This is a genomic window from Mesorhizobium sp. CNPSo 4689 (genome assembly GCF_057784325.1).
Window position 1 is genome coordinate 1 of record NZ_JBWLUZ010000049.1, and the last position, 22,152, is coordinate 22,152.

The following is a 22,152-nucleotide window of genomic DNA, read 5'->3' on the forward strand; positions in this document are numbered from 1 at the left end:
CTGGCGGCTCTGGAAGATTCCGACAAGAAGATCGGCGAGGACGCGATCCGCGAGCTGATGGCTCAGGTCGACGCCTACATCCCGACGCCGGTTCGTCCGCTGGACAAGCCGTTCCTGATGCCGATCGAAGACGTGTTCTCGATCTCGGGCCGCGGCACGGTGGTGACCGGCCGCGTCGAGCGCGGCGTGGTCAAGGTCGGCGAGGAACTGGAAATCGTCGGCATCCGTCCGACCACCAAGACGACCTGCACGGGCGTCGAAATGTTCCGCAAGCTGCTCGACCAGGGCCAGGCCGGCGACAACATCGGCGCGCTGCTGCGCGGCGTTGATCGTGAAGGCGTCGAGCGCGGCCAGGTCCTGGCCAAGCCGGGCACGGTGAAGCCGCACAAGAAGTTCGTGGCCGAAGCCTACATCCTGACCAAGGACGAAGGTGGCCGTCACACGCCGTTCTTCACCAACTACCGTCCGCAGTTCTACTTCCGCACCACCGACGTGACCGGCATCGTGTCGCTGCCGGAAGGCACCGAGATGGTGATGCCTGGCGACAACATCACGGTCGATGTCGAGCTGATCGTGCCGATCGCCATGGAAGAGAAGCTGCGCTTCGCCATCCGTGAAGGCGGCCGCACCGTCGGTGCCGGCATCGTCGTCACCATCAAAGAGTAATCGACGCCGGCACCCGCCGGATCGAGAAGGAAGGGCGGTCCCTCGGGCCGCCCTTTTTGGTTCCAGCCCACAGCCGGCCGAACAGGGGCTGCACGTCGTTTCAAAGCTGTTGCAAGCGCCGCTGCCGCAACTAGTATAGGTTGCATTGGGGAGCTTGCCGGCAAGTGGTTCCAGGGCATCGTTTGAACAATCAGGCGTGGTGGTCGCTAGGGCTGGTTTGCCTGGTGTCTCTGTTTGTCATGGGGCATGCCGCGTTAGCGGCTGATGCGAGAGAATCCGATCTTGGCCCGCCGATGCGGTTTGTCGTCGTGCGCAGCAATGCGCCGGGTTGCGAGCCGACCTGTCCCGAATGGATCTCGGCGGAAGGCACGATCGAAGCCGGCACGCCGGCGCTGCTCAGGCGCGCGCTCAAGAAACTTGGCGGCCGCAAGCTGCCTGTTGTCGTCGATTCTCCCGGCGGGAATGTCGATGCGGCGCTGGCGCTTGGCCGGCTGATCCGCAAGAACAAGCTCGATATCGCCGTCGGCAAGACCCGGTTCAAGGGCTGCCTGCCGGATGAGAAGGACTGCACCGAAAATGACGGCAGGGGCGCCCGCTATTTTGGCACCGCCTATGCCGACGGCTCCATTTGCAATTCCGCCTGTCCGCTGATGTTTTCCGGCGGGGTCCGCCGTGTGGTAGGGCAATGGGCCTTTCTCGGCGTCCACCAGATCACGACCACCTACGTCAAGACGAAATTGCAATACCGGACCACCTATCGCGTGGTGAAGGGCAAGAAGAAGATCATCGGCACCAAGGTCGTCAGCCGCAAGAGCGCCGGCAGCTACAAGACCTACGAGATGAGCAAGGCGGTCGAGAAGAGGCTGGCGGCCTATCTGAAGGAGATGGGCGTCGGCCAGGGCGTGCTCACAACGATGAAGAACACGCCCGCCAGCGGCATCCACCAGCTGGTTCCGGAGAATATGCTTCGGATGAACCTCGTCACCAGCCTGGATTCCGTCGACCTGTTCACTGCCGGAACCATATGCAGCGCGAATCCGCTGCCCGCGAACTGCCGGGAGATACCGGCGAACAAAACCCGCGACGCCGACGCTCCCAACGGTCGAGGCCCCGACGGCCGGGTCCGAGCCTGCCGAGGTTCCACCGGCCCAACCCGAGATCGCGCAGCGTGAACAGGATATGCGCTTTGTCGTGGTTCGCGGCAGCAATCCGCTTTGCAACCCCGACTGTCCGGAATGGATCTCGGCGGAAGGCGCGATTACGCCTCAGACCCCGCAGAAGCTGCGCCAGTTGCTCGCCACGCTTGGCAACCGGCGGCTGCCTGTGGTGATCAGCTCACGGGGAGGCGACCTGTTCAGCGCTCTGGCGGCTGGACGACTAATCCATGAAAAGAAGCTCGACGTCGCCGTTGCCCGCACCGATTTCGTTGGCTGTGACCCGGCAAAGGCGGACTGCCCGGCCGATGACGGCGCCTATGCCGGGCTGAGCATCGATGCCGGCGCGGAGTGCGATTCGGCTTGCGCGCTCATGCTTGCCGGCGGTGCCAGACGGTTCGTCGGTCCCCAGGCGCGGCTTAGCCTGCACCTGATGGGACAGAAGCAGGTGGTCAAGACTTATTTGGAGGAGATGGCCGTCGGTCCTGGCCTGTTCACAGCGATTGAGCGGCGCTCGGTCGAGCGCCAGCTCGAACCCGGCATGATGCTGAAGGTCGGGCTGACGACCGGGCCGCAATCGGTGGACGCGCTGACCGGCGCCACGATCTGCAAAGCGTCGCCGAAACCTGACAACTGCCGCATGGTGCCGTCGCCCAACGCCCAGGCCGACGCGCCCGCCCGTCTGTAGCGCGACGGCGTCCGAACTGGCCATCGAGGCAGGTTGAGCCGTGCTCGATGTTTCCGCTATCGTCCGCGGCGATCGAGAGGCGAGGATCGATATGAGCAAGGACGTCCCGACATTGTTCGAATGGTCCGGCGGCGCGGAGGCGCTGAACCGACTGACGCAGACCTTCTACGACAAAGTGGGGCGCGACCCGGTCATCGGCCCGGTGTTCAAGCACATGTCGCCGGACCATCCCGCGCATGTCGCGGCCTTCATCGGCGAGGTTTTCGGCGGGCCGAAGACCTACAGCGAAAGGCATGGTGGTCATCGCGAGATGGTGATGCACCATCTCGGCAAGCATCTGAGCGAAGAGCAGCGCCGCCGCTGGATCAATCTTTTGGCCGACGCCGCCGACGAGGTCGGCCTGCCGGACGATCCCGAGTTCCGCTCCGCTTTCATGGGCTATGTCGAATGGGGGTCGCGGCTGGCGAAGATGAATTCCAACCTCGGCGAGACCTGCGATCCGCAGACAGAGCCTATGCCGGCCTGGGGCTGGGGCGTGCCCGGCGGGCCGTACAAGCCGCCGGCCGGAGGCTGAGCGGAACGACGGGAGATCGGAGCCGCCGGAAGCTGCGGAAATCCTGCAAGTTTCTGCGGAAATGACGCCACAAACAGGTGGGATATTCATGCGTCCGCAACCCGTCGGAACCTTTTTGCGATGCTGATTGCCCATCTGCCGTCTGGCTACATTCTGGGACGTTTCGCGCCAAAAAGCTGGCGCGAAACGCCTTGCTTCATGACCGCCGCGATGATCGGCAGCGTCATCCCCGACATCGATATGCTGTACTTCCACCTTGTCGACGGCGGACGCACGCACCACCACGCCTACATCACGCATTGGCCGTTGTTCTGGTTGGCAAGCGGGATAGTCGCCCTGTCGGTCATCAGGCTGCTGGGCTGGCCGCACCTGGCGTCCGTCGCCGTCTTTTTCGCCGGCGCCATGCTGCACGTGATGCTGGATACGGTGGCATCGCCAATCATGTGGCTGATGCCGTTCGATCGTCATGCCTTCGAACTCGTGACCGTTCCGGCGACCTACGGCAACTGGGTCGTCAGCTTTGTCCTGCATTGGACTTTCGTGCTGGAAATCCTCATCTGCGCTTGGGCGTTGAGCCTTGTGCTGGGACGATCGTCGCCCGATATAGCCGCGCCTCAAAACGGCACTTGAGTTCTCGTCTGCTTTGTGAAATAGCAGCCCGCGATACGGGCATAGCTCAGTTGGTAGAGCGGCGGTCTCCAAAACCGCAGGTCGTAGGTTCGAGCCCTGCTGCCCGTGCCATTTCCCAAAATGGCCAGATTCGAGGTCTTTGAGCCCTCCGCATTTGAAAACCAGCGGCAGGCTTGCCATATTAGCGCGATTGGGGCATAAGGCGCTCATAGCCGGGACGGAACGACTGGATGGTTCCGATGCGGCGTTTGGGCATAAAGCGGACACTTGCCACTTGCGTGGATCAAGAATCGGTTTTATGTAGACGAAACAGACACGCGACGCGTGGAGCTGGGAAGCCGGCTTTACGCGTCCGATTTGCATGGGCGAAATGGTTGCGCTGATTCGGCGCCAACATGAGCCCAGGCGGCATGTCCCGGCCTGCGGGATCATCCAGGAGACCCGGCCAACGGGTCTTGAAGACAGAGCGGCATATGGCTTCGAAAACCACAAATCCTTTCACCTTCCTCCAGCAGGTTCGCGCGGAGACCGCAAAGGTGACCTGGCCGTCGCGGCGCGAAACGATGATCTCGACGGTGATGGTGCTGGTGTTCGCGGTCATCGCGATGATCTTTTTCTTCACCGCCGACGTGGCCATGGGCTACGCGATCGAGTGGATTCTGGGGCTTGGACGTTAAGTCCGGCGATTACGGAGAAGTCGTGAAATGACTGCGCGCTGGTACATCGTCCACGCCTATTCGAACTTTGAAAAAAAGGTCGCCGAGGACATCGAGAACAAGGCCAAGCAGAAGGGCCTGTCCGCGGATATCGAACAGATCGTGGTGCCGACCGAGAAAGTCGTCGAGATACGCCGCGGCCGCAAGGTCGATGCCGAGCGCAAGTTCTTTCCGGGCTATGTGCTGTTGAAGGCCAATTTGACCGACGCGGTGTTTTCGCTGGTCAAGAACACCCCGAAGGTCACCGGATTCCTTGGTGACTCCAAGCCGGTGCCGATCACCGAGACCGAGGCGCAGCGCATCCTGAACCAGGTGCAGGAAGGCGTCGAGCGGCCGAAGCCGTCGGTCACTTTCGAGATCGGCGAGGCGATCCGCGTGTCGGACGGTCCGTTCGCGTCGTTCAACGGCTTCGTCCAGGAAGTGGACGAGGAGCGGGCGCGGCTCAAGGTGGAAGTTTCGATCTTCGGGCGTGCGGTGCCCGTCGATCTGGAATTCGGACAGGTCGAAAAGGGCTGATCCGAATTCCCTGGCGCCTGATGGCGGCAGGGTAGGCGGCGCGGAATCTCGCGCGGCCATGAACGGGTGGGAGGCGAACGCGGCTTAGCCGGCCGCGGGAACCGCACCACCAGACTGCAACCGCCGGTGTTTCCCCGATAGTGGGGCCGGCATGAGAAAAGGCAGGAAGAGAGATGGCTAAGAAAGTTGCAGGCCAGCTCAAGCTCCAGGTTGCCGCGGGCTCGGCTACGCCGTCGCCCCCGATCGGCCCGGCGCTTGGTCAGCGCGGCATCAACATCATGGAGTTCTGCAAGGCGTTCAACGCGCAGACCCAGGAAATGGAAAAGGGATCGCCGATTCCGGTGGTCATCACCTACTACCAGGACAAGTCGTTCACCTTCGTCATGAAGACGCCGCCGGTGAGCTACTTCCTGAAGAAGGCCGCGAACCTCAAGTCGGGCTCGAAGGAGCCGGGCAAGGTCAAGGCCGGCACGATCGGCCGCGACAAGGTGCGCGCCATCGCCGAGCAGAAGATGAAGGACCTTAACGCGAACGACGTCGAAGCCGCCATGCGCATGGTCGAAGGCTCCGCCCGTTCGATGGGCCTGGAAGTGGTGGGCTGAGATCATGGCAAAGATTGCAAAGCGTGTATCGAAGACCCGCGAAGGCATCGACCCCAACAAGGCCTATGCGCTCGGTGAAGCGCTGAAGCTGCTCAAGGAGCGGTCTTCGGTGAAGTTCGACGAGACCATCGAAGTCGCGATGAACCTCGGCGTCGACCCGCGCCATGCCGACCAGATGGTCCGCGGCGTGGTCAATTTGCCGAACGGCACCGGCCGCTCTGTCCGCGTCGCCGTGTTCGCACGTGGCGACAAGGCCGAGGAAGCCAAGGCCGCCGGCGCCGATGTCGTTGGCGCCGAGGATCTGGTCGAGATCGTCCAGAAGGGCACGATCGACTTCGATCGCTGCATCGCCACGCCAGACATGATGCCGCTGGTCGGCCGTCTCGGTAAGGTGCTCGGCCCGCGCGGCATGATGCCGAACCCGAAGGTCGGCACGGTGACCACCGATGTCGCCGCCGCCGTCAAGGCATCCAAAGGTGGTGCGGTCGAGTTCCGCGTCGAGAAGGCCGGCATCGTCCAGGCCGGTGTTGGCAAGGTCTCGTTCGACGTCAAGGCGCTGGAAGAGAATGTGCGGGCCTTCGCCGATGCGGTGACCAAGGCCAAGCCGACTGGTGCCAAGGGCAACTACGTCAAGAAGGTGTCGGTCACCTCGACGATGGGCCCGGGCCTCAAGCTCGACGTCTCGACGCTTGCAGCGTCCTGATACGAATTATCCTGATCGGCCGCTAAAGAGCTGATCCGAAAAGAATTCCGGGCCTCCGACCTGTTGGCGGCCCGGTACCGGAAGTCGAGAGGCTTCCGGACATCCTGTCCGAGATTGCAGGCGGCCCGAGCCTTGGTTTGAAAAGGGGGGCCTTAATTCATGTGGGCCTGCATGAGACGGGTGAAGACCCGACAACGGAGCAAGTGCTCCAATGAAAGGTTCGAACCGTGTTTGCCTTTTGTCTGCGCATCACCCGGCTTGCCGGTTGGTGTGGCGAAAGGGGGCAGGATCCTCGAGCGTCGTTCGGGAGATCCGTTACTGGATGGCCCGGCCGGCAAAAGGCAACCCGACGCCTGTCCTCGTGAATGGGAATGTTCCCGTTAACAGGATTGGGGTCAACTGGAGATAGGCAGTGGACAGAGCGGAAAAACGCGAACTCGTCACGGGCCTGAATGATGCGTTTACAAGCGCTGGTTCAGTCGTCGTGGCCCACTACGCCGGTATCACCGTCGCGCAAATGAACGACCTTCGGTCGAAAATGCGCGCCGCCGGTGGCACCGTCAAAGTCGCGAAGAACCGTCTCGCCAAAATCGCTCTTCAGGGCACGGACTCCGCATCGATCATCGACCTGTTCAAGGGACAGACGCTGATCGCCTATTCGGAGGATCCGATTGCGGCGCCGAAGGTCGCGTCCGATTTCGCCAAGGGGAATGACAAGTTGATCATTCTCGGCGGCGCAATGGGCACCACCTCGCTCAACGCCGACGGTGTGAAGGCACTCGCCACACTTCCGTCGCTCGACGAGCTGCGCGCCAGGCTGGTTGGCATGATCGCCACGCCGGCAACCCGGATCGCCCAGATCGTCAATGCGCCCGCGGCTTCGGTCGCGCGTGTCATCGGCGCTTACGCCCGGAAGGACGAGGCGGCATGAGGCCGTTCCTCGCTATCACAAACACACGTTCGAACCTTATGAAGGAATACAACAATGGCTGATCTCGCAAAGATCGTAGACGACCTTTCGAAGCTGACCGTCCTCGAGGCGGCCGAGCTGTCGAAGCTTCTGGAAGAAAAGTGGGGCGTTTCGGCTGCTGCTCCGGTTGCGGTTGCCGCTGCCGGTGGTGCTGCCGCCGCTGCTGCTCCGGTCGAGGAAAAGACCGAATTCGACGTCGTCCTCACCGACGCCGGCGCCCAGAAGATCAACGTCATCAAGGAAGTCCGCGCCATCACCGGTCTTGGCCTCAAGGAAGCCAAGGATCTGGTCGAGGCGGCTCCGAAGCCGGTCAAGGAAGGCGTTTCCAAGGCCGACGCGGACAAGTTCAAGGCCCAGCTGGAAGCAGCCGGCGCCAAGGTCGACCTGAAGTAAGCGTTGAATACCGGCGGGCGGCCTCGCGCCGTCCGCCACTCCCTTGGCGTGAAGGGAGGCTGCGTAACGCGAGACGTATGAGAACCTCTTTCCTGAGGGCCGAAACCGGCCTTCAGGAAACGGGTTTTCTCCCGTTCTAGCCCGGCCGCCGACAGGTGGCGGGACAACAGACAGGGGCTGCCGCCAAGGCGGCCCGGAATGCAAGGCGAGCCGCGGCGAGGCTCGTCCCGAGTTTAGAGCTAAGGAGCGACGATGGCCCAGACCCAGACTTTCAATGGCCGCAGACGCGTACGCAAGTTCTTCGGAAAGATCCCGGAAGTTGCGGAGATGCCGAACCTGATCGAGGTTCAAAAGGCATCCTATGACCAGTTCCTGATGGTGGACGAGCCCAAGGGCGGGCGTCCGGACGAGGGACTGCAGGCTGTTTTCAAGTCGGTCTTCCCGATTTCCGATTTTTCCGGCTCCTCGATGCTGGAGTTCGTGAAGTACGAGTTCGAAGGACCGAAATTCGACGTTGACGAATGCCGTCAGCGCGACCTGACCTATGCCGCGCCGCTGAAGGTGACGCTGCGCCTCATCGTGTTCGATATCGACGAGGATACCGGCGCGAAGTCGATCAAGGATATCAAGGAGCAGGACGTCTATATGGGCGACATGCCGCTCATGACCTTGAACGGCACCTTCATCGTCAACGGCACCGAACGTGTCATCGTCTCGCAGATGCACCGTTCGCCGGGCGTCTTCTTCGACCATGACAAGGGCAAGTCGCACTCGTCGGGCAAGCTTCTGTTTGCCGCGCGCGTCATCCCCTATCGCGGTTCGTGGCTCGACATCGAGTTCGATTCGAAGGACGTCGTGCACGCCCGTATCGACCGCCGCCGCAAGATCCCGGTGACGTCGCTCTTGATGGCGCTCGGCATGGACGGCGAAGAGATCCTGTCGACCTTCTACAACAAGATCACCTACAAGCGCGCCGGCGACCACTGGCGCATTCCGTTCAACGTCGAGCGTTTCCGTGGTCTCAAGGCCGTCGGCGACCTTGTCGATGCCGACACCGGCGAGATCGTCGTCGAGCAAGGCAAGAAGATCACCGCCCGCCAGGCCAGAGCGCTTGGCGAAAAGGGTCTCAAGGCGATCAAGGCGACCGACGAGGACCTGCTCGGCAACTATCTGGCCGAGGACATCGTCAACTACGGCACCGGCGAGATCTTCCTCGAGGCCGGCGACGAGATCGACGACAAGACGCTGAAGGTGCTGCTCGGCACCGGTGAGCATGAGATCCAGGTTCTCGACATCGACCACGTCAATGTCGGCGCCTATATCCGCAACACGCTCAACGTCGACAAGAACGAGAGCCGCCAGGACGCGCTGTTCGACATTTATCGTGTCATGCGCCCCGGCGAGCCACCGACGCTCGAGACCGCCGAAGCCATGTTCAACTCGCTGTTCTTCGACAGTGAGCGCTACGACCTGTCGGCCGTCGGCCGCGTCAAGATGAACATGCGCCTCGAGCTCAAGGCCGAGGACACCGTGCGCGTGCTGCGCAAGGACGACATCCTGGCCGTGGTCAAGACGCTGGTCGAACTGCGCGACGGCAAGGGCGAGATTGACGACATCGACAATCTCGGCAACCGCCGCGTGCGCTCGGTCGGCGAGTTGATGGAGAACCAGTACCGCGTCGGCCTGCTGCGCATGGAGCGCGCGATCAAGGAACGCATGTCCTCGATCGAGATCGACACGGTGATGCCGCAGGATCTGATCAACGCCAAGCCGGCGGCTGCTGCCGTGCGCGAGTTCTTCGGTTCCTCGCAGCTGTCGCAGTTCATGGACCAGACCAACCCGCTGTCGGAGATCACCCACAAGCGCCGTCTCTCGGCGCTTGGACCGGGCGGTCTGACCCGCGAGCGCGCCGGCTTCGAGGTGCGCGACGTGCACCCGACGCATTACGGCCGCATCTGCCCGATCGAGACGCCGGAAGGCCCGAATATCGGTCTGATCAACTCGCTGGCGACCTTCGCGCGCGTCAACAAGTACGGCTTCATCGAGAGCCCGTACCGCAAGATCGTCAGCGGCAAGCTGACCAATGAGGTCGTCTATCTGTCGGCGATGGAAGAAGCCAAGCACCATGTCGCGCAGGCCAATGCCGAGCTCGACAAGAATGGCGGTTTCGTAGACGAATTCGTCATTTGCCGTAACGCCGGCGAAGTGATGATGGCGCCGCGCGAAAACGTCGACCTGATGGACGTCTCGCCGAAGCAGATGGTGTCGGTGGCCGCGGCGCTGATCCCGTTCCTCGAGAACGACGACGCCAACCGCGCGCTGATGGGCTCGAACATGCAGCGTCAGGCCGTGCCGCTGGTGCGCGCCGAGGCGCCGTTCGTCGGTACCGGCATGGAGCCGATCGTTGCCCGTGACTCGGGCGCCGCCATCGGCGCCCGCCGCGGCGGCATCGTCGACCAGGTGGACGCGACGCGTATCGTCATCCGCGCCACGGAAGATCTCGATCCCGGCAAGTCCGGCGTCGACATCTACCGGCTGATGAAGTTCCAGCGTTCGAACCAGAACACCTGCATCAACCAGCGTCCGCTGGTGCGCATGGGCGACCGCGTCAACAAGGGTGACATCATCGCTGACGGTCCCTCGACCGAGCTCGGCGATCTGGCGCTCGGCCGCAACGTGCTGGTCGCGTTCATGCCGTGGAACGGCTACAACTACGAGGACTCGATCCTGCTCTCCGAGCGCATCGTCGCCGACGACGTCTTCACCTCGATCCACATCGAGGAGTTCGAGGTCATGGCGCGTGACACCAAGCTCGGGCCGGAGGAAATCACGCGCGACATTCCGAACGTCTCGGAAGAAGCGCTGAAGAACCTCGACGAAGCCGGCATCGTCTATATCGGCGCGGAAGTGCAGCCGGGCGACATCCTGGTCGGCAAGATCACGCCGAAGGGCGAAAGCCCGATGACGCCGGAAGAAAAGCTCCTGCGCGCCATCTTCGGCGAAAAGGCCTCGGACGTTCGCGACACCTCCATGCGCATGCCTCCGGGCACCTTCGGCACCGTCGTCGAAGTTCGCGTCTTCAACCGCCACGGCGTCGAGAAGGACGAACGCGCCATGGCGATCGAGCGCGAGGAGATCGAGCGCCTGGCCAAGGACCGCGACGACGAGCAGGCGATCCTCGACCGCAACGTCTATTCGCGCCTGTCCGACATGCTCGTCGGCAAGGATGCGATTGCCGGGCCGAAGGGCTTCAAGAAGGGCTCGAAGCTGTCGAAGGATACGCTCGACGAGTATCCGCGTTCGCAGTGGTGGCAGTTCGCGGTGGAGAACGAAAAGCTCCAGAGCGAACTGGAAGCGCTGCGCGGCCAGTACGACGATTCCAAGAAGGCGCTTGAGCAGCGCTTCATGGACAAGGTCGAAAAGGTGCAGCGCGGCGACGAAATGCCTCCGGGCGTCATGAAGATGGTCAAGGTCTTCGTGGCCGTGAAGCGCAAGATGCAGCCCGGCGACAAGATGGCCGGCCGGCACGGCAACAAGGGTGTCGTGTCGCGCATCGTTCCGGTCGAGGACATGCCTTTCCTCGAGGACGGCACGCATGCCGATATCGTGCTCAACCCGCTGGGTGTGCCGAGCCGCATGAATGTCGGCCAGATCCTGGAAACGCATCTGGGCTGGGCATGCGCTGGCATGGGCAAGAAGATCGGCGAGCTGATCGACGCGTACAAGGCGGGCGGTGACATCAAGCCGCTGCGCAAGACGCTCGAAAGCTTCATGCCGGCCAACGACCGCAACGAGCCGGTCCGCGAGTATGACGACGAGAGCGTCGTTCGCCTCAGCGAGCAGATGCGCCGCGGCGTCTCCATCGCGACGCCGGTGTTCGACGGCGCGCATGAGGCCGACATCAACGTCATGCTGGAGCAGGCGGGCCTGCACACCAGCGGTCAGTCGCAGCTCTATGACGGACGCACCGGCGAGCCGTTCGATCGCAAGGTGACGATGGGCTACATCTACATGCTCAAGCTTCACCACCTGGTGGACGACAAGATCCACGCGCGTTCGATCGGACCGTACTCGCTCGTCACCCAGCAGCCGCTGGGCGGCAAGGCGCAGTTCGGCGGCCAGCGCTTCGGCGAAATGGAGGTCTGGGCGCTCGAAGCGTACGGCGCCGCCTACACGCTGCAGGAAATGCTGACGGTGAAGTCGGACGACGTCGCCGGCCGCACCAAGGTCTACGAGGCGATCGTCAGAGGCGACGACACGTTCGAGGCCGGCATTCCCGAGAGCTTCAACGTTCTCGTCAAGGAAATGCGGTCTCTCGGCCTCAATGTCGAGCTGGAGAATACCAAGCTCGACGACAACCCTGTCCGGCTGCCCGACGCGGCCGAGTAAGGCAAATGGCGTGCCGCGGAAAGCCGCGGCGCGCCTACCCAATTCTTCGGCCGGTGGGCCGACCACTCAGCGGGCATTCGGCCCGCGCTAGATGCAAGGGGTTTTCGAGGACCCCGAAAAGGAGAACGGCATGAACCAAGAGGTCATGAATCTCTTCAATCCCCAGGCGCCGGCGCAGGTGTTCGATTCCATCCGGATTTCGCTCGCCAGCCCTGAGAAGATTCTGTCCTGGTCGTTCGGCGAGATCAAGAAGCCGGAGACCATCAACTACCGCACCTTCAAGCCGGAGCGCGACGGCCTGTTCTGTGCGCGCATCTTCGGCCCGATCAAGGACTATGAGTGCCTGTGCGGCAAGTACAAGCGCATGAAGTACAAGGGCGTCATCTGCGAAAAGTGCGGCGTCGAAGTCACGCTGTCGCGCGTTCGTCGCGAGCGCATGGGCCATATCGAGCTCGCCGCGCCCGTCGCCCATATCTGGTTCCTGAAGTCGCTGCCGTCGCGCATCGGCACGCTGCTCGACATGACCCTGAAGGACATCGAACGCGTCCTCTACTTCGAGAACTACATCGTCACCGAGCCAGGCCTCACCGCGCTGAAGGAGCACCAGCTGCTCAGCGAGGAAGAGTACATGATCGCCGTCGACGAGTATGGCGAGGATTCGTTCACCGCCATGATCGGAGCCGAGGCCATTCATGACCTTCTCGCCGGCATGGACCTGGAGAAGATCGCCGGCGACCTGCGTTCGGAGCTGGCTTCGACCACTTCCGAGCTCAAGCAGAAGAAGTATCTGAAGCGGCTCAAGGTCGTCGAGAACTTCATGGAGTCCGGTAACCGTCCGGAATGGATGATCATGAAGGTGGTTCCGGTGATCCCGCCGGACCTGCGCCCGCTCGTCCCGCTGGACGGCGGCCGTTTCGCCACGTCCGATTTGAACGACCTCTATCGCCGCGTCATCAACCGCAACAACCGCCTGAAGCGGCTGATCGAGCTGCGCGCCCCTGGCATCATCGTGCGCAATGAAAAGCGCATGCTGCAGGAAGCCGTCGACGCGCTATTCGACAACGGCCGTCGCGGCCGCGTCATCACCGGCGCCAACAAGCGTCCGCTGAAGTCGCTGTCCGACATGCTGAAGGGCAAGCAGGGCCGGTTCCGCCAGAACCTGCTCGGCAAGCGCGTCGACTATTCGGGCCGCTCGGTCATCGTGACCGGTCCGGAGCTCAAGCTGCACCAGTGCGGCCTGCCGAAGAAGATGGCGCTCGAACTGTTCAAGCCGTTCATCTACGCCCGCCTCGACGCCAAGGGTTTCTCCTCGACCGTCAAGCAGGCCAAGAAGCTGGTCGAGAAGGAGCGTCCGGAGGTCTGGGATATCCTCGATGAGGTCATCCGCGAGCATCCGGTGCTGTTGAACCGTGCGCCGACGCTGCACCGCCTCGGCATCCAGGCGTTCGAGCCGATCCTGATCGAAGGCAAGGCGATCCAGCTGCATCCGCTGGTTTGCACGGCCTTTAACGCCGACTTCGACGGCGACCAGATGGCGGTCCACGTGCCGCTGTCGCTGGAAGCGCAGCTTGAAGCCCGCGTGCTGATGATGTCGACCAACAACATCCTGCACCCGGCTTCCGGCGCGCCGATTATCGTGCCGTCGCAGGACATGGTTCTCGGTCTCTACTATCTCTCGATCGTCAACCAGAACGAGCCGGGCGAAGGCATGGTGTTTGCCGACATGGGTGAACTCCAGCACGCGCTGGAAACCAAGGCGGTGACGCTGCACGCCAAGATCAAGGGTCGCTTCCGCACGGTCGACGCCGAAGGCAAGGTCGTGTCGAAGATCCACGACACCACGCCTGGCCGCATGATCATCGGCGAACTGCTGCCGAAGAACGTCAACGTGCCGTACGAGACCGCCAACCAGGAAATGACCAAGAAGAACATCTCCAAGATGATCGACACCGTCTACCGCCATTGCGGTCAGAAGGAGACGGTCATTTTCTGCGACCGCATCATGGCTCTCGGCTTCAGCCACGCCTGCCGCGCCGGCATCTCGTTCGGCAAGGACGACATGCTGATCCCGGACGCCAAGATCAAGCTGGTGTCCGACACCGAGGCTTTGGCCAAGGAATACGAGCAGCAGTACAATGACGGCCTGATCACGCAGGGCGAGAAGTACAACAAGGTCGTCGACGCCTGGGCCAAGTGCTCGGAAAAGGTCGCCGACGAGATGATGGCCCGCATCAAGGCGGTCGAGTTCGAGGACAACGGCCGCCAGAAGCCGATGAACTCGATCTACATGATGTCGCATTCGGGTGCGCGTGGCTCGCCCACCCAGATGCGCCAGCTCGCCGGCATGCGCGGCCTGATGGCCAAGCCGTCGGGTGAAATCATCGAGACGCCGATCATCTCGAACTTCAAGGAAGGCCTGACCGTGCTCGAGTATTTCAACTCGACCCACGGCGCCCGCAAGGGTCTGGCCGACACTGCCTTGAAGACGGCGAACTCGGGTTACCTCACCCGTCGTCTGGTCGACGTGGCGCAGGATTGCATCGTCAATTCGGTCGACTGCGGCACCGACAAGGGCCTCACCATGCAGCCGATCGTCGATGCCGGCCAGGTCGTCGCTTCTGTCGGCCAGCGCGTGCTGGGCCGTACGGCGCTCGATGACATCAACCATCCGGTGTCGGGCGAGGTTCTGGTCAAGGCCGGAACGCTGATGGACGAGCGTGACGTGGAACAGATCGAAAAGGCCGGCGTGCAGTCGGTCCGCATCCGTTCGGCACTGACCTGCGAGGTCAGGATCGGCGTCTGCGCGGTCTGCTACGGACGCGATCTTGCCCGCGGCACCCCGGTCAACCAGGGCGAAGCCGTCGGCGTCATCGCGGCGCAGTCGATCGGCGAGCCGGGCACCCAGCTCACCATGCGTACCTTCCACATGGGCGGTACCGCGCAGGTGGTGGACAGCTCGTTCCTTGAAGCCTCGTATGAGGGCAAGGTCGAGATCCGCAACCGCAACGTGGTGCGCAACTCCGACGGCCAGCAGATGGTCATGGGCCGCAACATGGCGGTGCTGATCCTCGACGAAGCCGGCAAGGAGCGCGCCACGCACCGGGTCACCTACGGTTCGCGCATCTTCGTGGACGATGGCGACAAGGTGAAGCGCGGCCAGCGTATCGCCGAGTGGGATCCTTATACCCGCCCGATCCTCACCGAAATCGAGGGCAAGGTGCAGTTCGAGGATCTGGTCGACGGCATTTCCGTCCAGGAAACGGCCGACGAGTCGACCGGTATCACCAAGCGCGAGGTCATCGACTGGCGTTCGACGCCACGCGGCAACGACCTCAAGCCGGCGATCGTCGTGCATGACACCAAGGGCAAGGTCGGCAAGCTGTCGAAGGGCGGCGACGCCCGCTTCCTGCTCTCGGTCGAGGCGATCCTTTCGGTCGAGCCGGGCGCGCATGTCCGGCCCGGCGACGTGCTGGCGCGTATCCCGATGGAAAGCGCCAAGACCAAGGACATCACCGGCGGTCTGCCGCGTGTTGCCGAACTGTTCGAGGCACGCCGTCCGAAGGACCACGCCATCATCGCCGAGATCGACGGCACGGTCCGCTTCGGCCGCGACTACAAGAACAAGCGCCGCATCATCATCGAGCCGCATGACTCGACGCTTGAGCCGGTCGAATACCTGATCCCGAAGGGCAAGCCGTTCCATCTCCAGGACGGCGACGTCATCGAGAAGGGCGACTACATCCTCGACGGCAATCCGGCGCCGCACGACATCCTGGCGATCAAGGGCGTGGAGGCGCTTGCGTCCTACCTCGTCAACGAGATCCAGGAGGTCTACCGCCTGCAGGGCGTGTCGATCAACGACAAGCACATCGAGGTGATCGTTCGCCAGATGCTGCAGAAGGTCGAGATCACCACGCAGGGCGACTCGACCTACATTCCGGGCGACCACGTCGACGTGATCGAGCTGGAAGAGGTCAACGAGCGGCTGATCGAGGACGGCAAGAAGCCCGCCGAAGGCCAGCCAGTGCTGCTCGGCATCACCAAGGCCTCGCTGCAGACGCCGTCCTTCATCTCGGCCGCCTCCTTCCAGGAGACGACGAGGGTGCTCACCGAAGCAGCGGTTGCCGGCAAGACCGACATGCTGCAGGGCCTGAAGGAAAACGTCATCGTCGGCCGTCTGATCCCGGCTGGCACCGGTGGCACGATGAGCCAGATCCGGCGCATCGCCACCTCGCGCGACGAGCTGATCATCGACGAGCGCCGCAAGGCCTCGGGTGTCGAGGTCGCCGAGCCGATGCTGACCGACATGGTCACCGCCGCGCAGTAAGCGCGGAAAGAAGAGAAGAAGGAAAAGGGGGCCCAAGCGGCCCCTTTTTCGCGTTTTGGTTTCCACATCCGATCGGAGAAGAAACGATGAGCAACAAGAAGAGCTGGAGGGCCGTCGACGACTACATCGTCGCCTCCCTGTTTGAACCGGACCCAGTCCTTGATTCCGTTCTGGCGGCGAACCACGATCAGGGCCTGCCGGCCATCGATGTCTCTCCGGCGCAAGGCAAGCTGCTCTCGCTGCTGGCGCGCATGCAGGGGGCGAAGAGAATCCTCGAGATCGGCACGCTGGGCGGCTACTCGACGATCTGGATGGCGCGCGGGCTGCCTTCGGACGGGAGGATCGTAACGCTCGAACTCGATCCGCACCACGCCAGTGTCGCGCGGTCGAACTTTGACCGGGCAGGGGTGTCGGACAGGGTGGAGTTGCGGGTCGGGCCGGCGCTGCAATCGATTGCGGCACTGGGTGCCGAGAATGCCGGGCCGTTCGATCTCATCTTCATCGATGCCGACAAGCCGAACAACCCGAACTATCTGTCCTGGGCCATGCGTCTTTCGAGGCCGGGGACAGTCATCGTCTGCGACAACGTCATCCGCGACGGCGCGGTGCTCGATGAGGACGGCCGCGACGCCAATGTCGAAGGCGCCCGTGCTGCGTTCTCGTTCATCGGTGGCGACAAGCGCCTGGACGGCACCGCCATCCAGACGGTCGGCGCCAAGGGCTATGACGGCTTTGCCATTGCGATCGTTGACTGACGGCTAAGCGGGCCAGATCCGCAAAACGGCAGACGACGCTCTCAATCGAAGAATGCTTCCACCACGTTGCGCTTGCCGAGCATGAAGGCGTCGGCGACATGCTGCAGAGGCGCCAGATCGACGTCGGAGACGCCGGCGCGCACGATCTCGGCGAAGCGCCTGTAGAGCATCGGATACTCCGCCTCCGGCTCTTCGTGAACGACCTTGCCGTCGATGGCGAGCTTCGAGCCGCCGCCGGAAAGCACCATTTTGCCCTTGTCCGTTTCGGCCAGTATGTCCCAGCTTTGCGGGCCGGTCTGGAGCCAGTCGAGTTCCATCGTCACCGGCAATCCGTTCGAGGTGCGGAAGGTGACGTGTGCAGCGACAGGAGCGGCGCGGTTTTCCGGAAAATCGAGGACGGCAGAGGTGATGAACATTGCCGGCAGGATGTGGGTCACGATCGACAGCGCGTTGATGCCGGGATCGAAGACGCCGAAGCCGCCCGGCGCCCAGATCCATTCCTGGTTCGGGTGCCAGCGGCGCACGTCTTCCTTCCAGTTGATGGCGGCCGACTTGATGCTGGCCGATGCGAGGAAAGCGCGCGCGGCTTCCACCGCCGGCGCATAGCGCGAATGCCAGCTGGCGAACAGCGAGACGCCGTTTGCCGCCGCCAGCGTCTTCAGATCCTCGACCTCGCTGACCGTGGCGCCAGGCGGCTTCTCCAGGAAGACATGCTTCTTCGCCATCAGCGCCTTGCGCGCGGCGTCATAGCGGAATTGCGGCGGCATGCAGAGCGAGACGGCCTCGAGTTCAGGCACCGCATCGAGCATCGCTTCGATGTCATGGAAATTCGGAATGCCGTCGACCTTGCCGTGCCGGCTGGCGGCGGCGACGAGATGATACTCTCCGTCTTTCGCCAGGGCCGGGAGGTGCTGGTCGCGGACGATCTTTCCGACGCCGACGATGCCGAGCTTGATGGGACCATTGTTCGAAGGCATGGGGACTCCGCAGATTGGAATTTCGCCTGGTTCTTAGCAGAGAACCGGTGTCGGGCAAGCCGGGCGAGGCGGGCTCGTTGACGAGGGCAAGGAGCCGCCGATTCTCTCGGTCAGATTGCCACGTCGAAGGTGACGATCGATACTTCGCCTTCGAGCGCGCCCTGATAGGCCGACAGATGCGGCTCGTCGTCGGGAATGCCGTCCATGTCACCGATCTGGTCAAGCTCGGCTTCGGCATAGCCCTCGGCGGCGAGCGATTCGAGCGCGCGGCGCACTGCCGAATCGTCGTCGGGCGCGACCAGCATCACATGGACGCCCTCCGGCTTGCCGCCCTTCTTCTTCCAGACGCGGCCGGTGATGATGGTGACCGGGCGCTCCTCATTGTCGTTCACGGGCTGATTCCTCTAGAGACCGGGCGCGCGAGGATTTGCACTGCCCATGCCGCCTTTTGGCATGAAGGCCGGGCTGACAACAGCCAAAAGCCGGTCACTTTCTTCCTCGCCCTTGCAAAATTGCGAAAGAAAATTACATGCGCTTTTCGCATGGCTGCCAAGCCGCAATATTTGGTGGCGCGGGGTTGACGGCCATCGGGCTTGCGAGTAGAAGCCGCCCAGTCAGAACCGATGTGAGGCTCTCCCTTCCGAAGCGACACGCTTTGGAGTTTGCCTCAAACAGGGTTCGTTTTACGAGCGAAAAGACATTTCCGGCGCGCATGAAGCGGTTTCCGCTTCCTCTGCAATTTGTTCGGGCAGGACCGCGAGGCGCGGTTTGTGGCCCGAATTTGCGTATGGAAACGACGCTTTGAGCGGCCCTGACCGGGCAAGACACGGAATTGAGAGACAAGAGGGTTTAATGCCTACCGTCAACCAGCTGATCCGCAAGCCGCGCCTGGCGCCGGTGAAGCGCAACAAGGTCCCGGCCATGCAGCAGAACCCGCAGAAGCGGGGCGTCTGCACGCGCGTCTACACCACGACGCCGAAGAAGCCGAACTCGGCTCTGCGCAAGGTGGCCAAGATCCGTCTGACCAATGGTTTCGAAGTGATCGGCTACATCCCCGGCGAAGGCCACAACCTTCAGGAGCACTCCGTGGTCATGATCCGCGGCGGCCGCGTGAAGGACCTTCCGGGCGTCCGCTATCATATCATTCGCGGCGTGCTCGACACGCAGGGTGTGAAGAACCGCAAGCAGCGCCGTTCGAAATACGGTGCCAAGCGTCCGAAGTAAGGTTTTCCGGCTTCGGCGCTTTTTTTGACTGCGCCGTGCCTTGAGATTGAGAGACAACAGCCATGTCCCGTCGTCACAGTGCAGAAAAGCGTGAGATCAATCCGGACCCGAAGTTCGGCGATCTGATCGTCACCAAGTTCATGAACGCCGTCATGTATGACGGCAAGAAGTCGGTTGCCGAGACCATCGTCTACGCCGCGCTCGACCAGGTCCAGTCGAAAACCAAGCAGGAGCCGGTCACCGTCTTCCATCAGGCGCTCGACAATGTCGCGCCGCATGTGGAAGTGCGTTCGCGTCGCGTCGGTGGTGCCACCTACCAGGTTCCGGTCGATGTGCGCCCCGAGCGCCGCCAGGCGCTGGCCATCCGCTGGCTGATCGCGGCTGCCCGCAACCGCAACGAGACGACCATGATCGACCGCCTCTCGGGCGAACTGATGGACGCGGCCAACAACCGCGGCACCGCCGTCAAGAAGCGTGAAGACACCCATAAGATGGCAGAAGCCAACCGCGCTTTCGCGCACTATCGCTGGTAAAGCGCGAACGAGACTGAGAGGCACCCCCCATGGCCCGCGAATACAAAATCGAAGACTACCGCAATTTCGGTATCATGGCGCATATCGACGCCGGCAAGACGACGACCACCGAGCGCGTCCTCTATTACACGGGCAAGTCGCACAAGATCGGCGAAGTCCATGACGGCGCTGCCACCATGGACTGGATGGAGCAGGAGCAGGAACGCGGCATCACGATCACGTCCGCCGCGACCACGACCTTCTGGAAGGGTCGTGACGGCAAGATGTACCGCTTCAACATCATCGACACCCCCGGCCACGTCGACTTCACCATCGAGGTCGAACGTTCGCTGCGCGTGCTCGACGGCGCCATCGCGCTGCTCGACGCCAATGCCGGCGTGGAGCCGCAGACGGAAACCGTCTGGCGCCAGGCCGACAAGTATCGCGTTCCGCGCATGATCTTCTGCAACAAGATGGACAAGATCGGCGCCGACTTCTACCGCTCGGTCGAGATGATCGGCTCGCGCCTCGGTGCGCAGGCTGTCGTCATGCAGCTGCCGATCGGCGCCGAGACCGAGTTCAAGGGTGTCGTCGACCTCGTCGAGATGAACGCACTGGTCTGGCGCGACGAAACGCTGGGCGCTGCCTGGGACGTCGTCGAGATCCCGGCCGACCTCAAGGCTCGTGCCGAAGAATACCGCGAGAAGATGATCGAAGCCGCCGTCGAAATGGACGAGACGGCGCTCGAGAATTACCTCGAAGGCAAGATGCCGTCGAATGACGAGATCCGCTCGCTGATCCGCAAGGGCACGATCGCGGTCAAGTTCTACCCGATGTTCTGCGGCTCGGCCTTCAAGAACAAGGGCGTGCAGCCGCTGCTCGACGCCGTCGTCGAATACCTGCCGTCGCCGGCTGATGTTCCCGCCATCAAGGGTGTCGACGCCAAGACCGACGCCGAGATCGAGCGTCACGCCGACGACAATGAGCCGCTGTCGATGCTCGCCTTCAAGATCATGAACGACCCGTTCGTCGGTTCGCTGACCTTTGCCCGCATCTATTCGGGCAAGCTGACCAAGGGCGTCTCGCTCGACAACACCGTCAAGGGCAAGAAGGAGCGCATCGGCCGCATGCTGCAGATGCATGCGAACTCGCGCGCCGACGTCGAAGAGGCTTTTGCCGGCGACATCGTCGCCCTGGCCGGCCTCAAGGACACGACCACCGGCGACACGCTCAGTGATCCGCTGCATCCGGTCATCCTCGAGCGCATGGAATTCCCCGATCCGGTCATCCAGATCGCCATCGAGCCGAAGACCAAGAACGACCAGGAAAAGATGGGCCTCGCTCTTCACCGCCTGGCCGCCGAGGATCCGTCCTTCCGCGTCAAGACTGACGAGGAAAGCGGCCAGACCATCATCTCCGGCATGGGCGAGCTCCACCTCGACATCATCGTCGACCGCATGCGTCGCGAGTTCAAGGTCGAGGCCAATGTCGGCGCGCCGCAGGTGGCCTATCGCGAGACGATCACCCGCAAGCACGAGCAGGACTACACGCACAAGAAGCAGACCGGCGGTACCGGCCAGTTCGCCCGCGTCAAGCTCCTGTTCGAGCCGAATCCGGAAAGCAGCGAATTCGAGTTCGAATCAAAGATCGTCGGCGGTGCCGTTCCGAAGGAATACATCCCCGGTGTCGAAAAGGGCATCAACAGCGTGATGACGTCCGGCCCGTTCGCCGGCTTCCCGATGATCGGCGTCAAAGCGACGCTCATCGATGGCGCTTACCACGATGTCGACTCCTCGGTGCTCGCCTTCGAAATCGCCGGCCGTGCCTGCTTCCGTGAAGCGGCGCCCAAGCTTGGTGTGCAGTTGCTTGAGCCGATCATGAAGGTCGAGGTGGTGACGCCTGAAGACTACGTCGGCAGCGTCATTGGCGATCTGAACGGCCGTCGCGGCCAGATCCAGGGCCAGGAAGCGCGTGGCGTGGCGGTGGTCATCAACGCGATGGTGCCGCTCGCCAACATGTTCAAGTACGTCGACAATTTGCGCTCGATGAGCCAGGGCCGCGCGGCCTACACGATGCAGTTCGACCACTATGAGCCGGTCCCGACCGCGGTCGCCCAGGAAGTCCAGAAAAAATACGCGTAACTCCAACGAGTTGCAGCGGTAACTTAATTCAAGGCCCGCACGGGCGAGCAGGAATGGAGACATCACATGGCAAAAGGTAAATTCGAGCGCACTAAGCCTCATGTGAACATCGGCACGATCGGCCACGTCGATCATGGCAAGACGTCGCTGACGGCGGCGATCACGAAGTATTTTGGCGAATACAAGCGCTATGACCAGATCGATGCGGCGCCGGA

The 22,152-nt window shown here is 62.6% G+C and carries 20 protein-coding genes and 1 tRNA gene; 19 read left to right on the top strand and 2 right to left on the bottom strand.

Annotated elements, in window-relative coordinates; all coding sequences use genetic code 11:
- The 15 genes from AC04SI_RS30635 to AC04SI_RS30705 all read left to right on the top strand — a co-directional run.
- On the top strand, positions 1-666 hold a 666-nt coding region (locus AC04SI_RS30635; RefSeq protein WP_488474959.1), incomplete at its 5' end, for an EF-Tu C-terminal domain-related protein.
- Between the two features lie 293 nt (positions 667-959).
- Entirely contained in the window at positions 960-1,838 is an 879-nt protein-coding gene (locus tag AC04SI_RS30640) for a COG3904 family protein (protein WP_488475527.1), read from the top strand.
- A 7-nt stretch (positions 1,839-1,845) separates the two neighbouring features.
- Positions 1,846-2,508 carry a COG3904 family protein gene (locus AC04SI_RS30645; protein WP_488475528.1) on the top strand — a complete coding sequence of 221 codons (663 nt, stop codon included), beginning with the start codon at positions 1,846-1,848 and terminating at the stop codon, positions 2,506-2,508.
- 91 nt (positions 2,509-2,599) lie between these two features.
- The gene (locus AC04SI_RS30650; protein WP_404279359.1) at positions 2,600-3,082 is read left to right on the top strand and encodes a group II truncated hemoglobin; all 483 of its coding nucleotides are present in this window, start codon (positions 2,600-2,602) and stop codon (positions 3,080-3,082) included.
- Between the two features lie 120 nt (positions 3,083-3,202).
- Positions 3,203-3,712: a metal-dependent hydrolase gene (locus AC04SI_RS30655; RefSeq protein ID WP_404279361.1), complete on the top strand. Its 510-nt coding sequence runs from the start codon at positions 3,203-3,205 to the stop codon at positions 3,710-3,712.
- A 35-nt stretch (positions 3,713-3,747) separates the two neighbouring features.
- Positions 3,748-3,823, top strand: a tRNA-Trp gene (locus tag AC04SI_RS30660).
- Between the two features lie 362 nt (positions 3,824-4,185).
- Positions 4,186-4,389, top strand: a complete 204-nt coding sequence (gene secE, locus AC04SI_RS30665) for a preprotein translocase subunit SecE (RefSeq protein ID WP_006202142.1) — start codon at positions 4,186-4,188, stop codon at positions 4,387-4,389.
- A 27-nt stretch (positions 4,390-4,416) separates the two neighbouring features.
- Positions 4,417-4,944: a transcription termination/antitermination protein NusG gene (gene nusG, locus AC04SI_RS30670; RefSeq protein ID WP_006202141.1), complete on the top strand. Its 528-nt coding sequence runs from the start codon at positions 4,417-4,419 to the stop codon at positions 4,942-4,944.
- Between the two features lie 173 nt (positions 4,945-5,117).
- The gene (rplK, locus tag AC04SI_RS30675; protein WP_006202140.1) at positions 5,118-5,546 is read left to right on the top strand and encodes a 50S ribosomal protein L11; all 429 of its coding nucleotides are present in this window, start codon (positions 5,118-5,120) and stop codon (positions 5,544-5,546) included.
- Positions 5,547-5,550: 4 nt separating this feature from the next.
- Entirely contained in the window at positions 5,551-6,249 is a 699-nt protein-coding gene (gene rplA / locus AC04SI_RS30680) for a 50S ribosomal protein L1 (RefSeq protein ID WP_006202139.1), read from the top strand.
- A 412-nt stretch (positions 6,250-6,661) separates the two neighbouring features.
- Positions 6,662-7,180, top strand: a complete 519-nt coding sequence (rplJ, locus tag AC04SI_RS30685; protein WP_192179913.1) for a 50S ribosomal protein L10 — start codon at positions 6,662-6,664, stop codon at positions 7,178-7,180.
- 54 nt (positions 7,181-7,234) lie between these two features.
- Positions 7,235-7,612 (top strand): 50S ribosomal protein L7/L12, encoded by a 378-nt coding sequence (gene rplL / locus AC04SI_RS30690; RefSeq protein WP_006202136.1) that lies wholly within the window; start codon positions 7,235-7,237, stop codon positions 7,610-7,612.
- A gap of 252 nt (positions 7,613-7,864) precedes the next feature.
- Positions 7,865-12,001 carry a DNA-directed RNA polymerase subunit beta gene (gene rpoB / locus AC04SI_RS30695; protein WP_404279366.1) on the top strand — a complete coding sequence of 1,379 codons (4,137 nt, stop codon included), beginning with the start codon at positions 7,865-7,867 and terminating at the stop codon, positions 11,999-12,001.
- 130 nt (positions 12,002-12,131) lie between these two features.
- Entirely contained in the window at positions 12,132-16,328 is a 4,197-nt protein-coding gene (gene rpoC / locus AC04SI_RS30700) for a DNA-directed RNA polymerase subunit beta' (RefSeq protein WP_192179911.1), read from the top strand.
- An 86-nt stretch (positions 16,329-16,414) separates the two neighbouring features.
- Complete coding sequence (locus AC04SI_RS30705) at positions 16,415-17,083, top strand: O-methyltransferase (protein WP_488475529.1); 669 nt, start codon at positions 16,415-16,417, stop codon at positions 17,081-17,083.
- 41 nt (positions 17,084-17,124) lie between these two features.
- Here AC04SI_RS30705 and AC04SI_RS30710 read toward each other — a convergent pair whose 3' ends face one another.
- Complete coding sequence (locus AC04SI_RS30710; protein ID WP_488475530.1) at positions 17,125-18,060, bottom strand: Gfo/Idh/MocA family protein; 936 nt, start codon at positions 18,058-18,060, stop codon at positions 17,125-17,127.
- Between the two features lie 110 nt (positions 18,061-18,170).
- Positions 18,171-18,452, bottom strand: a complete 282-nt coding sequence (locus AC04SI_RS30715; protein WP_120015228.1) for a transcriptional regulator — start codon at positions 18,450-18,452, stop codon at positions 18,171-18,173.
- A gap of 460 nt (positions 18,453-18,912) precedes the next feature.
- On the opposite strand from AC04SI_RS30715, the gene rpsL reads away from it, so the two are divergent.
- The 4 genes from rpsL to AC04SI_RS30735 form a co-directional block, all read left to right on the top strand.
- Positions 18,913-19,284, top strand: coding sequence for a 30S ribosomal protein S12 (gene rpsL / locus AC04SI_RS30720; protein ID WP_006202128.1), 372 nt, complete (start codon positions 18,913-18,915; stop codon positions 19,282-19,284).
- 62 nt (positions 19,285-19,346) lie between these two features.
- Entirely contained in the window at positions 19,347-19,817 is a 471-nt protein-coding gene (gene rpsG / locus AC04SI_RS30725; protein WP_404279381.1) for a 30S ribosomal protein S7, read from the top strand.
- 29 nt (positions 19,818-19,846) lie between these two features.
- Positions 19,847-21,937, top strand: coding sequence for an elongation factor G (gene fusA, locus AC04SI_RS30730; RefSeq protein ID WP_192179907.1), 2,091 nt, complete (start codon positions 19,847-19,849; stop codon positions 21,935-21,937).
- Between the two features lie 66 nt (positions 21,938-22,003).
- Positions 22,004-22,152 (top strand): GTP-binding protein (locus AC04SI_RS30735; protein WP_232375805.1); only part of this gene is annotated, 149 nt, incomplete at its 3' end.

Excerpts from the sequence above, each read along its gene's own strand:
- AC04SI_RS30640 (WP_488475527.1), top strand. The coding sequence starts at position 960 with ATGCGGTTTGTCGTCGTGCGCAGCAATGCGCCGGGTTGCGAGCCGACC.
- AC04SI_RS30645 (WP_488475528.1), top strand. The coding sequence starts at position 1,846 with ATGCGCTTTGTCGTGGTTCGCGGCAGCAATCCGCTTTGCAACCCCGAC.
- AC04SI_RS30650 (WP_404279359.1), top strand. The coding sequence starts at position 2,600 with ATGAGCAAGGACGTCCCGACATTGTTCGAATGGTCCGGCGGCGCGGAG.
- AC04SI_RS30655 (WP_404279361.1), top strand. The coding sequence starts at position 3,203 with ATGCTGATTGCCCATCTGCCGTCTGGCTACATTCTGGGACGTTTCGCG.
- secE (WP_006202142.1), top strand. The coding sequence starts at position 4,186 with ATGGCTTCGAAAACCACAAATCCTTTCACCTTCCTCCAGCAGGTTCGC.
- nusG (WP_006202141.1), top strand. The coding sequence starts at position 4,417 with ATGACTGCGCGCTGGTACATCGTCCACGCCTATTCGAACTTTGAAAAA.
- rplK (WP_006202140.1), top strand. The coding sequence starts at position 5,118 with ATGGCTAAGAAAGTTGCAGGCCAGCTCAAGCTCCAGGTTGCCGCGGGC.
- rplA (WP_006202139.1), top strand. The coding sequence starts at position 5,551 with ATGGCAAAGATTGCAAAGCGTGTATCGAAGACCCGCGAAGGCATCGAC.
- rplL (WP_006202136.1), top strand. The coding sequence starts at position 7,235 with ATGGCTGATCTCGCAAAGATCGTAGACGACCTTTCGAAGCTGACCGTC.
- rpoB (WP_404279366.1), top strand. The coding sequence starts at position 7,865 with ATGGCCCAGACCCAGACTTTCAATGGCCGCAGACGCGTACGCAAGTTC.
- rpoC (WP_192179911.1), top strand. The coding sequence starts at position 12,132 with ATGAACCAAGAGGTCATGAATCTCTTCAATCCCCAGGCGCCGGCGCAG.
- AC04SI_RS30705 (WP_488475529.1), top strand. The coding sequence starts at position 16,415 with ATGAGCAACAAGAAGAGCTGGAGGGCCGTCGACGACTACATCGTCGCC.
- AC04SI_RS30710 (WP_488475530.1), bottom strand. The coding sequence starts at position 18,060 with ATGCCTTCGAACAATGGTCCCATCAAGCTCGGCATCGTCGGCGTCGGA.
- rpsL (WP_006202128.1), top strand. The coding sequence starts at position 18,913 with ATGCCTACCGTCAACCAGCTGATCCGCAAGCCGCGCCTGGCGCCGGTG.
- rpsG (WP_404279381.1), top strand. The coding sequence starts at position 19,347 with ATGTCCCGTCGTCACAGTGCAGAAAAGCGTGAGATCAATCCGGACCCG.
- fusA (WP_192179907.1), top strand. The coding sequence starts at position 19,847 with ATGGCCCGCGAATACAAAATCGAAGACTACCGCAATTTCGGTATCATG.